This is a genomic window from Ruminococcus sp. 5_1_39BFAA (genome assembly GCF_964240875.1).
Taxonomy (GTDB): Bacteria; Bacillota; Clostridia; order Lachnospirales; family Lachnospiraceae; genus Blautia_A.
In genome coordinates this window covers 225,624-238,983 of the sequence record NZ_CAXSVO010000004.1, presented here as the reverse complement: position 1 = coordinate 238,983, position 13,360 = coordinate 225,624, and the positions used below count along the sequence as shown (strand labels likewise).

Annotated in this window: 10 protein-coding genes; all 10 read left to right on the top strand. The window is 48.2% G+C overall.

From position 1 onward, the window contains the following. Nucleotides 1-15 precede the first annotated feature (15 nt). The 10 genes from asrC (at nt 16) to ACESZH_RS07965 (ending at nt 13,337) form a co-directional block, all read left to right on the top strand. The gene (asrC, locus tag ACESZH_RS08010) at nt 16-984 is read left to right on the top strand and encodes a sulfite reductase subunit C (RefSeq protein ID WP_373214227.1); all 969 of its coding nucleotides are present in this window, start codon (nt 16-18) and stop codon (nt 982-984) included. 11 nt (nt 985-995) lie between these two features. Next, nucleotides 996-3,080 (top strand): molybdopterin oxidoreductase family protein, encoded by a 2,085-nt coding sequence (locus tag ACESZH_RS08005; protein ID WP_373214158.1) that lies wholly within the window; start codon nt 996-998, stop codon nt 3,078-3,080. Between the two features lie 9 nt (nt 3,081-3,089). Continuing rightward, nucleotides 3,090-3,512 carry a 4Fe-4S dicluster domain-containing protein gene (locus ACESZH_RS08000; protein ID WP_373214156.1) on the top strand — a complete coding sequence of 141 codons (423 nt, stop codon included), beginning with the start codon at nt 3,090-3,092 and terminating at the stop codon, nt 3,510-3,512. Between the two features lie 4 nt (nt 3,513-3,516). After that, entirely contained in the window at nt 3,517-4,749 is a 1,233-nt protein-coding gene (locus ACESZH_RS07995) for an NAD(P)/FAD-dependent oxidoreductase (protein WP_373214155.1), read from the top strand. Between the two features lie 11 nt (nt 4,750-4,760). Then, complete coding sequence (locus ACESZH_RS07990) at nt 4,761-5,693, top strand: TDT family transporter (protein ID WP_373214153.1); 933 nt, start codon at nt 4,761-4,763, stop codon at nt 5,691-5,693. A 122-nt stretch (nt 5,694-5,815) separates the two neighbouring features. Next, nucleotides 5,816-7,228 carry a pyruvate kinase gene (pyk, locus tag ACESZH_RS07985; RefSeq protein WP_373214151.1) on the top strand — a complete coding sequence of 471 codons (1,413 nt, stop codon included), beginning with the start codon at nt 5,816-5,818 and terminating at the stop codon, nt 7,226-7,228. A 160-nt stretch (nt 7,229-7,388) separates the two neighbouring features. Further along, nucleotides 7,389-8,504 carry a UDP-galactopyranose mutase gene (gene glf / locus ACESZH_RS07980; RefSeq protein ID WP_373214149.1) on the top strand — a complete coding sequence of 372 codons (1,116 nt, stop codon included), beginning with the start codon at nt 7,389-7,391 and terminating at the stop codon, nt 8,502-8,504. Between the two features lie 21 nt (nt 8,505-8,525). Then, nucleotides 8,526-9,107 carry a DUF6553 family protein gene (locus ACESZH_RS07975; protein WP_373214148.1) on the top strand — a complete coding sequence of 194 codons (582 nt, stop codon included), beginning with the start codon at nt 8,526-8,528 and terminating at the stop codon, nt 9,105-9,107. A gap of 3 nt (nt 9,108-9,110) precedes the next feature. Continuing rightward, nucleotides 9,111-10,337, top strand: coding sequence for an InlB B-repeat-containing protein (locus ACESZH_RS07970; RefSeq protein WP_373214146.1), 1,227 nt, complete (start codon nt 9,111-9,113; stop codon nt 10,335-10,337). 75 nt (nt 10,338-10,412) lie between these two features. Beyond that, entirely contained in the window at nt 10,413-13,337 is a 2,925-nt protein-coding gene (locus ACESZH_RS07965; RefSeq protein WP_373214144.1) for an insulinase family protein, read from the top strand. Nucleotides 13,338-13,360 lie beyond the last annotated feature (23 nt).

Genomic DNA, 13,360 nt, shown 5'->3' with positions numbered 1-13,360 from the left:
GTGGCGTAAGTGGGATTGGATATTAATACAAAAAAATTAAAAAAGAACGCATTCCGTGTATCAAAGGAGAGAGGAATCGGGGCATCCAGAATCCGTGTCCCGGGCGGATACTTAAACGCAGAAGTGCTGGGAATGGTACAGGATATTGCACAGACATACGGAAATGGCTATGTGCATCTCACTACCCGCCAGGGATTTGAGATCGAAGGAATCCGTCTGGAGGATATGGATGAGATCAATAAAAAGCTTCAGCCCATCATTGAAATGCTGGAGATCAACCAGACAGACCCGAATACCGGATATCCTGCATCAGGAACCAGAAATATCAGTGCATGTATCGGTAATAATGTCTGTCCTTTTGCTAACTACAATACCGCGGAGCTGGCAAAGAGAATCGAGAAGGAGGTTTTCCCAAACGACCTGCACTTTAAGATCGCCCTTACGGGGTGCTCCAATGACTGTGCGAAAGCGAGAATGCACGATTTTGGGATCATCGGTATGACCATGCCGCAGTATGATCCGTCACGCTGCGTCAACTGCCAGGCTTGTGTAAAGGGATGCAAAAGCCTGTCCGTGGATGCGCTGCGCGTGGAAAATTATAAGATCGTCCGTGATGAAGAAAAATGTATCGGCTGCGGCGTCTGCATTACCAAATGTCCTACCAGGGCATTGACACGGAGCAAAAAGAAATACTATAAGCTCACCATCATGGGAAGAACCGGAAAGCGCAATCCCCGTCTGGGCGAAGATTTCCTTGTATGGGCAGATGCAGATAATATCGTCAAGATCATTTTGAATACTTACAAATTTGTGAAAGAGCATATTTCTCCCAACGCTCCGGGCGGAAAAGAACATATCGGATATATTATTGACCGTGTAGGCTTTGAAGAGTATAAAAAATGGGCGTTGGACGGTGTGGAGCTGATGCCGGAGACGATCATGAAAGAGTGCGTATACTGGAATGGTATCCATTTTGACCGGTAAAAGGGGGAGCTATGAAAAAGATACAATCTACCTGTAATTATTGTGCCATAGACTGTAATCTGGATTTTTATGTGGAAGACAACCGGGTGATCAAGACTGTTCCGACAAAAGGCTATCCGGTGAACGACGGCTTCTGTTGTATTAAAGGGTTATCTCTGGACAAACAGCAGCAGACCGTAAAGCCGAACAGCCTGCCGAAGATCCGGCAGGAGGACGGAAGCTTCCGTGAGGTTTCCTGGGATGAGGGATTCCAGTATGTTGCGGATAAGCTGAAAGAGCTGCAGGCAAAGTACGGCCAGGAAAGCGTGGCAGGAATCAGTACGGGACAGCTTACCATGGAGGAATTTGCCATCTTCGGCCATGTGATGCGAAACTATCTGAAAGCCAATGTGGATGGAAATACGCGTCTTTGTATGGCAACTGCGGTAGTGGCACACAAGCAGAGCTATGGCTTCGACGCGCCCGGATTCACGCTGAAGGATCTGGAGCTGTCTGACAGGATCATCTTTATCGGGGCAAACCCGGTGGTTGCCCATCCGATCCTGTGGGGAAGAGTAAGGCAGAATCAGGTGCCGGATCATAAGATCATCGTGATCGATCCCAGAAAATCGGAAACTGCCATGAATGCGGATCACTGGTACGGCCTGAAATGGAGGAGCGACCTTCTCCTTTTGTACACCATTGCCAACCAGCTTATTGAAAAGGATTATCTGGATCATACGTTTATTGAAGAGCATACGGAGAGGTTTGAGGACTTCCGGGAGTTTGTAAGATCCTATACCCTGGAACGGGGAGCAAAAGGAACCGGATTGAAGGAAGAGCAGATCCTGGAGCTTGTGGAGCTGATCCACAGCGGAAAGAGGGTATCCTTCTGGTGGACCATGGGTGTCAACCAGGGGTATGAAGCAGTGCGCACGGCGCAGGCGATCATCAATCTGGCACTGATGACCGGAAATATCGGAAAGCCGGGTACAGGGGCGAACTCCATCACAGGACAGTGCAATGCCATGGGGTCCCGTTCCTACAGCAATACCGCGGTGTTTTTCGGAGGCGGTGATTTTAGCAATCCTGCCAGAAGAAAGCGGATTTCCCAGGTTCTGGGAGTAGGGGAGGATATGCTTGCAGAAAAGCCCACCAAGACCTACAACCAGATCATCGAGGGCATCAATGCAGGGGAAATTAAAGGCTTGTGGATCCTGTGCACCAATCCAAGGCATAGCTGGACCAATAACGAAACCTTTGCAAGTGCGGCAAAGAAGCTGGAGCTTTTTGTTGTCCAGGATATTTATGACACCATCGAAAGCGCGGAGGATTGTACCGTATTCTTCCCGGTAGTGCCGGGGATCAAGAAAGAGGGAACCTACATCAATCTGGAACGCCGTCTGGCGGCTATGCGTCCTGTCCTTGAGCGGGGAGAAAATGAGATCTCCGATTATGAGGCAATCCTGGGCGTGGGAAAGGCGCTGGGGATGGGCGATGCCCTGAAGGGCTGGGAGACACCGAGAGACTGCTTCAATCTGATGCGGGAGTGCTCCAGGGGAATGGCGTGTGATATTACAGGCGTGACCTGGGAGATGCTGGAAAATTCTCATGGGATCCAGTGGCCTTATCCGGAAGGTAAGGAAGAGGAGAACAGGGAAGAACAACGGCGCCTGTACGGAGACGGAAAATTCTTCACGCCATCAGGAAAGGCTCAGTTTATGTTTGAGGAAGTGATGGAGAACCCGCTTCCCACTACGGAGGAATTTCCCTATGTGCTGAATACAGGCCGTGGAAGCGTGGGGCAATGGCATACACAAAGCCGGACAAAGGAAGTGCGGTTCGTGGAAGATGTTTCCGTGAAGAAAGCATATCTGTACATGAATACGGAGCTTGCCCGTGAGAATGGCATCCAGGAAACGGATGAAATACAGGTATACTCTGCAAACGGACAAAACGCCGTGTTTGCGGTGAAGATTACGGACAACGTGCAGTATGAGGAGCTGTACGCACCAATCCACTATATAGAATGCAACAAGCTGACGCCGTCCCTGTATGATCCTTACTCAAAAGAGCCATCGTACAAGGCAACACCGGTTCGTTTCGAGAAATGTTAGGAGGGGCTTATGTATCGTATAAAAATTGACCGAAGCCGCTGCATCGGCTGTCTGACCTGTGTGACTGCCTGTGTGGTCAGCCATGAGATGGAGAGCACGGATGCAAGAAACCGTGTGACAATAGACAGTGAGACAAAACCGGCGCCAATTTTCTGCCGCCACTGTGAAAGACCGGAATGTGTGTACACCTGCATGACAGGGGCCATGAAAAAGAATCCGGTTACCGGATATGTGGAGTATGACAAAGAACAGTGTGCAAGCTGCTACATGTGTATCATGTCCTGTCCTTATGGAATCCTGAAATACGACAGCATCCATCAGAAGGAGATCATGAAATGCAATATGTGCGTACACAGAAGTGAAGACGGAAGTGCAAAGCCCATGTGTGTGGAAAAATGCCCCATGCAGGCGATCACGTTGGTGGAGGTGTAGGCTGATGAAATATGTGGTTTTAGGCTCCTCGGCAGCAGGTGTCAACGGAGTAAGAGAATTACGGAAGCTTGATAAAAACAGTGAGATTGTCCTGATCTCAAAGGATAAAGCCATTTATTCCCGCTGTATCCTTCACCAGTATCTAAGCGGTGAGCGGAATATGGAACAGCTATGCTTCGCGGAACAGGATTTTGAACAGCTTTACAAGGTGAACTGGATGAAGGGGAGAAGCTGTGTGGGCTTAAAGCCCCGGGAAAAGCTGGTGCTCCTGGAGGACGGAGAAGAGGTCAGCTACGATAAACTTCTCATCGCCACAGGTTCCCATACCTTTGTGCCTCCGGTGAAGAACCTGAAGGAGGCAAAAAATGTGGTGGGCTTCCGCAACATTGAGGATATGGAGGTTCTGAAGGAGGTCGCAAAGAAAGCTGAGAACATAATCGTGATGGGTGCGGGCCTTGTGGGTATGGACTGTGCCGTGGGCTTTCTGGAGCTGGGTGTGAAGGTGACCATGGTGGAGATGGCAGGCTGGCTCCTTTCCAAGCAGTTGGACGAAAGAGCGGCGAAAACCTACCAGGATGCCTTTGAAAAGCAGGGCATCCGTCAGTATTACGGTGTGGGGATCAGCGAGGTGATTCTGGATGAGGAGCAGATGATCCGGGAAGCCGTGCTGACTGATGGGACAAGGCTGCCCTGTGATTATGTGGTTGTCACGGCGGGCGTGCGTTCCAATGTGGAATTTCTGGAGGGAACAGGAATTGAGACAAGCCGTTTCGGTTTGCTCTATGATGAAACCGGAAAAACAAGTGATGACAACATCTACGGAGCCGGAGACGTGTCGGGAACAAGCCCCATCTGGCCTGTTGCGGTTAAGGAAGGCATTGTTGCCGCCAGCAATATGGCGGGAGTGCCAAGAAAGATGACGGATTTTTTTGCCAGCAAATCCACTATGAATTTCCTGGGAATCCCAAGTATGTCCCTGGGAGATGTAAACTGCGGGGACGAAGGGGTTACGGCAGAGGTGAAGGAGACAAAGGACTCCTATAAAAAGATCCTGCATAAAGACGGAAAAATCGTGGGAGCCGTACTTCAGGGGGATTTGGCTTACGGCGGAATCCTGCAGCAGTTGATCGCGCGGAAGATCGATGTGAGAAAGGTGAAAAAGCCAATCTTTGATATTGATTACTCCGATTTCTTCCACATAAAAGAAAATTTTGAATTTTACTTTGATGAAGCATAAGGAGAGAGTGTATGGAACGATTAGAGAGAATGCCTGTGCCCGTGCTGCCCACCTTTGTGGGAGCCCTGACCCTCAGCAATGTATATGGGGGAATGGGATATACCTGGGTACGCCATCTGACTATGTGGGCGGCAACGGTGATTATCCTGCTGTACGTAGTTAAGATCGTAAAATTCCCCAAAACCTGTAAAAAAGAGTACGAAACAGTGGTTCCCTGCAGTCTCTATGCAGGCTTTACCATGGTTCTGATGATTCTGGGAAGCTATTATTTTGATTATGTGCCGGCTTTGGGAAAAGGAATCTGGATGGCAGCCCTTGCTGTTCATGCAGTACATATCCTGGTGTTTACCTACCGGAATGTGATCAAAAAGAGAGATATCAATACCTTTGTCCCGAGCTGGTACGTTACCTATAATGGTATCATGGTAAGCTGTGTCGTGGGCGGCTCCATGAATGCCGGACCGGTTTTGAAGATCGTGCTTTACTATGGGATCATCGTTTATTTTGTGATCCTTCCGTTTATGCTTCGCAGGCTGGTTACTGTGGAAGTAAAGCCTGCCGTATATCACACCATGGCTGTGCTTCTGGCACCCTGCAGCCTGTGTGTGGTCAGCTATCTGAATGTGGAGCAAAATCCCAATCAGATTCTGCTGTTCCTTTTATATGCCTGTGTGCTGGCATCTCTGGCTTTTATTATCATAAAGCTTCCGAAATTTTTCTCATTTCCTTTTGCACCGGGCTTTGCGGGCATGACCTTCCCCATGTGCATTGGAATCGTGGCAACGAACAAGATGACCGCATACCTGACGGGAGCCGGAAAAGATTCCTGGGCGGCTCTGACAGGGCAGCTTTCCGGAATCCAGATTTATCTTACCTCCATGATCGTGGGATATGTGCTCCTGCAATTTCTGATCATGGCGTTGAGAACAGAGCCGAAAAAGTAAAAAATCCCGATGTATTTTCTCAGGAAATGTGTTATACTAATTTATATTTACAAAATTTGTAAAGCAAAGAACGGAATATAAGCTTGCAGCCGAAAAAAGAGAAAATATGAGGAGGGCTACAAATGCGCAAGACAAAGATAATCTGTACGATCGGACCATCCAGTGATAATGAGGAAACCCTGACCCAGATGTGTCAGGCTGGTATGAACATCGCCAGACTGAATTTTTCCCATGGAAGCCATGAGGAACATCAGGTAAAAGTTGACCTTGTAAAAAAAGTCCGCGAAAAGCTGGATCTTCCCATTGCGATCATGCTGGATACAAAAGGTCCGGAATACCGCATTAAGACCTTTGAAAACAAGAAGATCCGCCTTGAGGACGGCGATACCTTTACCTTTACCACGGATGATATTGTGGGAGACCAGACAAGAGTTGCGGTTACCTACAAGCATCTTATTGAGGACCTGAAGGTTGGAGATACGATCCTGGTAAACAACGGACTGGTTATTTTTGAGGTTCAGAGCCTGGAGGGAACCAATGCTGTGTGTAAGGTGATCGCAGGCGGTGAATTATCTGACAGAAAGAGCATGAACTTCCCCAACCGCCTTATGGCGAATGAATACCTCAGTGAGCAGGATAAAGAAGACCTCCTGTTCGGTATTAAAAATGATGTGGACTTTGTGGCAGCATCCTTCGTATCTACGAAGCAGGATATGGAAGATATCCGTAACTTCCTGAATGAAAACGGAGGCAAAAATATTGATATCATCGCAAAGATCGAGAATCGTGCCGGCGTTGAGAATATTGACGATATCTGCAGCATTGCGGATGGAATCATGGTAGCCCGCGGTGATCTGGGTGTGGAGATTCCGTTTGTGGAAGTGCCTTCTGTACAGAAGCTTTTGATCCGCAAGTGCCGTCTGATGGGCAAGAGGGTCATCACAGCAACGGAGATGCTGGAATCCATGATCCACAATCCGCGTCCTACCCGTGCGGAGATTTCCGACGTTGCAAACGCAGTCTATGACGGAACTTCCGCAGTCATGCTTTCCGGTGAGTCCGCAGCAGGCGAATATCCGGTTGCAGCAGTAAAGAACATGGCAGAAATCGCAGAATTTACGGAGAAGAGGATCGATTATACGGAATGGTTCCATTCCACCAAGTATGAGATCCAGAACAACCTGGATGCCATCTCTCACGGTACCTGTGCAATGGCGATCGACGTGAAGGCAAAGGGAATCGTGGTAAGCTCCCTGAGCGGAATGACCGCCCGCATGGTCAGCCGTTTCCGCTGCCCTGTGGATATTATCGGCATGACCACCTCTGAGAAGGCATGGAGGAAGCTGAATATGAGCTGGGGTGTGACACCTATACTCAGCGAAGAATTCAATTCCCAGGATGTTATGTTCTACCACGGAACCAGATGTGCCCAAAAGCTTTTCGGCCTGAACAAAGGCGACAGCATTGTACTCACCGGCGGTCAGATCAACGGCAAGACAGGAAACACTAACACCATTAAAATCGAAACAATTTAAGTGCTGTAAGGAAAATAAAGCCATCGTTTGCAGGCCCTTTCGGACTGTAAAGCGGTGGCTTTTGGTTATTGGAACTCTTTTGGTTAGGGGCTATCATTTTTTAACAAGTTTTGGTATAATAAAACTTTATAAGAAGCACTGACAGAAAGGGGCATCAGGAATGAAAAAATATGATTATCTGATCGTGGGAGCCGGACTGTTTGGGGCAGTATTTGCCCATGAGGCTGCCAAGAGGGGAAAAACATGTCTTGTAATTGACAGAAGAGACCATATCGGCGGAAATATTTATACGGAAGAAATAGAAGGAATTCAGGTACACCGCTACGGTGCACATATTTTCCATACATCCAAAAAAGAAATCTGGGACTATGTGAATCAGTTTGCGGAATTCAATCATTTCGTGAATTCACCCATTGCGGTTTATAAGGATGAGCTTTACAATCTGCCCTTTAACATGAACACCTTCCATCAGCTCTGGGGCGTACGCACGCCTGCACAGGCAAAAGCAAAGATCCAGGAGCAGATCAGCAGAATGCATATCACCCACCCGAAAAACCTGGAGGAGCAGGCTTTGGCGCTGGTTGGTCAGGATGTGTATGAAAAACTGGTGGAGGGCTACACCAGAAAGCAGTGGGGCCGGGAATGCAAGGAGCTCCCTGCATTTATCATCAAGCGCCTGCCACTTAGATATACCTATGACAATAACTATTTCAAGGATCCCTATCAGGGAATTCCCAAGGGAGGCTATACCCGCATTATCAAAAAGCTTCTGGAGGGCATCCAGGTATGCCTGAAGACCGACTTTTTTGCAAACAGGGAGGCTTTGACGGCGCAGGCTGATAAGGTGCTGTTTACCGGAATGATCGATGAGTTTTACGATTACTGCTACGGCGAGCTGGAGTACCGTTCCCTGCGTTTTGAGACAGAGGTGCTGGAAATGGGAAATTACCAGGGCAATGCAGTGGTGAATTACACGGATTATGAGGTTCCGTACACCAGGATCATTGAGCATAAGCATTTTGAGTTCGGTACACAGCCTAAGACGGTGATCACCAGGGAATATCCGGCAGCGTGGGAGAAGGGGAAAGAGCCTTATTATCCCATCAATGACCCGAAGAACGACGAACTGTTTGACAAGTATGAGCGCCGTGCTCTGGAGGAAAAAAATGTGCTGTTCGGCGGACGTCTGGGAATGTACCGTTACATGGATATGGATAAAGTAATTGAGGAAGCTTTGAATCTTGCAGAGACAGAGCTGGCATACGAAGAAGCGTAAAGAAGATCAGGAGGACACAATATGGATACACCTACCATTTCACAATACTACCGGGAAGCAGATCCGGTTAAGAGGCTGGAGCTGCTCAACCAGTCCATTGAGGCGGGAGAGGAGCCGGAAGCAAATGCCATCCGAAAGGAAATATGGAACCTGCGCTACAGCGACAATTCGGAGGCTGGCAATAACATGAAGGCAGACGGTTACCTTGCCCTGTGGATGGCTATGGAGTTTAACAGAGGTGCGGGAAATAAGCTGTTTGGCGCAAAGAGCGCCCGCAAGGAGATTTCCAGGCATCTGGATAAGCTGAAATTTAAAGAGCTGCGGGCAAAGAGCAGCCTTCACGAGGAGCTTCTCTACCGGGAATGCTGTCATCTGGCAAAGCTTTACATGGACCTTTGCGGGAGCGACAAAGCCTATAACAGCGCCCTTTGCGGAATTATCAGCATCAGCGCAGAGAAATCAAAAAAGAAGCTCCAAAACGACATCTACGAAACTGCGATCCAGCTTCCGGAAACAATTCAGATGCAGGAGGAGCTTGGAATCATCACAAGAGCAGCAAAAGAGATGTATGCGCTACATTTTCCTGAGGAAGGGCTGTGCTGATTGATGAGGATAATAAAAAAAGTGCTGGTACCGGCATTGTTTCTTTTGCTGATGCTTTGTATACCTGTGCAGGCACAGGGCAACAAGGTTGGAAAGGCAAGCAATACCGGGGCAGTAAAGCTGCGCTTTTACAGTGAAGATGGGAAAGAATATACAAAACTGAGGAAGACCGTAAAAAAGAAAGAATACGCTTATCTGCCGCAGCTTCCCGGCTTGGAAGGCTATAAAAATCTGGGGTGGTCATTAGAAGCAGGCGGTTCTGTGAGATATAGGGCGGGAGCGAAAATAAAAGTCGGGAAGTCCATGAAATTTTATGCAGTGCGCCGGGTGATAAGCAACCCCTGCACCATTAGCTTCTGTAATGAGATGGGAGAGACTGACAGGGATTATGAAGCGCTGCGCATGACCGTAGAAAAGAATTCTCTCATAGAGCTTCCAAGCGTGAAAAATCCTGCCGGAAAAACTTTTCTGGGATGGTCCTGGGGACCCTTTGCGGAATCCTATCCTGATTTTAAGGAAGGGGACAAGCTGCGGGTGGTAGAGAATCTAACCCTGTATGCTGTGATGTTTGACAGGAGTACGGAGAAGAATATCACATACCAGAATCTGAATAAGGTCAATACCAAAAAGTATGCAAAAGTGATCTTTGTAGGCGATTCCAGGACAAATGCCATGCAAAAGGCGCTGAAAGATGAATTTGGCAGGAAAGAACCGAGAAATGTAAGCTTTGTGGCGAAAAACGGAAAAGGACTGAAATGGTTTAAAGAAAATGGCAGCAGGCTTTTGATGAACGAGATTGCCTCAGTAGGAGGAAAACCGACGGCAGTGATCATAAATCTTGGCGTCAATGATCTGAAGCATGACGGAGATGATGTGTATTTCAGTGCAGAAAAGACAGCCAGGAAATATATCCTCTATATGCAGCAACTGGCAGATAAGCTGAAAGGAAGAAACTGCAGACTCTTTTACATGTCTGTCAACCCAGTAAACGGTGCTATGCTGAATAAAAAGGCTAGCAGGCGGGAAGGAGATATCCATATTTTTAATTATGCACTCCAAAAGGGCCTGAGAGGAAAGTTCAAGTTTATTGATACCAATACCTGGCTTCATGAAAATGGTTTTTCTACAGGACGGCTGTACGAGGATCTGGATGACGGAGTTCACTATGAGGCAAGAACCTATAAGCGTATTTATAATTACTGTATCAAGGCAGTGAACGCTGCAGTCTGAGACAGCGGGATGGACCTGTGTGAATAAGAGCCTGGAAAACCGGCAAAATATAGAGAAAAAGAATTGGAGGAAAAAATGAACGAAAAGTGTTTAACGGCATATGAGCTTGTGAAAGAAGAGAATTTGGCAGATATTCATTCCATGGGGTATCTCCTTTGCCACAAAAAGACAGGGGCGCGGGTGATGCTTATTGAGAATGATGACGAAAATAAGGTATTTTCTATTGCTTTCCGCACGCCGCCGAATGACAGCACCGGAGTTCCCCATATCCTTGAGCACAGCGTGCTGTGCGGCTCCAGGGAATTTCCTCTGAAGGATCCCTTTGTAGAACTTGTGAAGGGTTCCCTGAATACGTTTTTAAATGCAATGACTTATCCGGATAAGACCTGCTATCCTGTGGCAAGCTGCAACGATCAGGATTTCCAGAACCTGATGCATGTGTATCTGGACGCAGTGTTTTTCCCGAATATTTATAAAAAAGAGGAGATTTTCCGGCAGGAGGGCTGGAGCTACCACCTGGAAAAGCCGGAAGGTCCTCTGACCTACAACGGTGTTGTATATAATGAGATGAAGGGTGCCTTTTCTTCGCCGGATGAGGTTTTGGAAAGGGAGATCATGAACAGTCTCTTTCCGGATACCACTTATGGCTGCGAGTCCGGCGGCAACCCGGATAACATTCCGGAGCTCACCTATGAGCAGTTCCTGGATTTCCACAGAACCTATTACCATCCGTCTAACAGCTATATTTATCTTTACGGAAATATGGACACAGAGGAAAAGCTTGCCTTTATAGATGAGCATTACCTGTCAAAATTTGAGGCGCTTGAGGTGGATTCTGAGATCCGGGAGCAGGCCGCCTTTGCACAGGTAAAGGACCTGGAAAAAGAATATCCCATTGCAGAGAATGAGGATGAGGAGGAAAATACGTATCTCTCCTACAGCATGGTGGTGGGAAACGCCATGGACGCACAGCTCTGTATGGCGTTTGAGGTGCTGGACTATGCGCTTTTGAGTGCGCCGGGAGCCCCGCTGAAAAAGGCTTTGCTGGATGCCGGGATCGGCAAGGATATTTACGGATCCTTTGACGACGGAATTCTGCAGCCCTATTTTACCGTTGTGGCAAAGGGTGCCAAAAAGAGCAGCAAAGAAAGGTTTGTTTCCATTATCCGTGATGTGCTCTCCGGCATTGTGGAAAAAGGCATTGATAAAAAGGCTGTTCTGGCAGGGATCAATTATATGGAATTTCGATACCGGGAGGCAGATTTTTCCTCCTATCCAAAGGGACTGATGTACGGCCTGGATATACTGGGAGACTGGCTTTACGATGACAGCCACCCCTTTGCACAGGTGCAGCAGCTTGCTGTCTTTGAAGCACTGAAAAAGGCAGCCGGAGAAGGATATTTTGAAAAGCTGATCCAGCAGTGGCTCCTTGACAATACTCACGGCGCTGTTTTGACCCTTGTTCCAAGAAAAGGTCTTGCAGCCGTCCGGGAGAAGGAGTTGGAGGAGAAGCTGGAAGCATACAGAAGCAGTCTCTCTGAGGATGCGCTGAACGAGATGGTAAGACGGACAAAGGCGTTGGAGGAATATCAGGAGGCTGGGGAAGACCCGGAAGCCTTGGAGTGTATTCCCATGCTGAAGCGTTCGGATATTAAAAGAGAGGTAAGCGGTTTCAAAAACGAGGAACTGGATCTGGACGGAAATCTGTTCTTATACCATGATGTGTGTACAAACGGCATCGGATATGTGGATGTGATGTTTGAAATCCGTGATATGGAGCCGGAGAAGGTACATTATCTGGGGCTTCTGAAATCTGTGCTGGGTTATGTGGACACAGAGAGGTTTACTTATGGGGAGCTGTTTAACGAGATCAATGGAAGCACAGGCGGTATCCAGTGCGGCGTGGAGGTCTATGACAGGGCAGGAGATGCAGAAGAATTCCGTGCTATGCTTTCTGTGAGAGGAAAGGCTCTTTATCCGAAGCTGGAGTTCCTTTTCAGCATGATCGGTGAGATCTTAAATACTTCAAAGATTGATGATACAAAGAGACTGTATGAGATCATTGCGGAAGTCAAATCACGGGCGCAGGCAAGCCTGATGGGAAATGGACACCAGACTGCCGTTCTGCGCGGTGCATCTTACGGCTCCCCAATGGCGAAGTTCCAGGATGACATGGCGGGAGTGGGCTATTACCAGTTTATTGAAGGCCTGGAAAAGAATTTTGAGCAGAAAAAAGAGGAAATTGTGGAAGGGCTCCGGACTGTAATGAGTCAGATCGTTACCGCGCCCGGCTTTATGGTAAGTTATACCGGAGAGCGGGAATCCCTTGAGGAGATGCAGGAGCTTTGCAGGGCGCTTAAGGGCAGCCTTTGCCAGGATTGCTGTGAAGCAAAGAAAACGCCTGCGGTCTGCGAAAAGAAAAACGAGGGCTTTAAGACGGCAGGACAGGTTCAGTTTGTGGCACAGACAGGCAATTTTGTGAAAAAAGGTTTTGCGTATACGGGAGCGTTGGAGATTTTAAAGGTTGCACTAAGCTATGACTATTTATGGATGAATCTCCGTGTAAAGGGCGGTGCATACGGCTGTATGAGCGGTTTTAAACGAAGCGGAGAGAGCTTCTTTGTTTCCTACCGCGACCCGCATCTGCGCCGGACGCTGAAGACATTTGCAGGAGTGCCGGATTATATCCGAAGCTTTTCTGCAGATGAGAGAGAGATGACAAAGTATATCATCGGAACCATCAGCGGCAAGGATGTGCCGCGGACTCCGCAGATGCAGGGAGCTCTGTCCAGAAGCGCTTATTTCCGGGGGCTGACACAGGAGATGGTGCAAAAGGACCGCGACCAGATCCTGAATGCTACGGTGGAGGATATCCATGCCCTGGCTCCTATTGTGGAGGCTGTTCTGTCTGACGGACAGATCTGCGTGGTGGGAAGCGAGAGCGCTGTGGAGAAAGCAAAGGATGTACTGCAGGAGATCAAACCCCTTATCACCTGCTGAGCATAAGGAAGCAGTGACAGGGG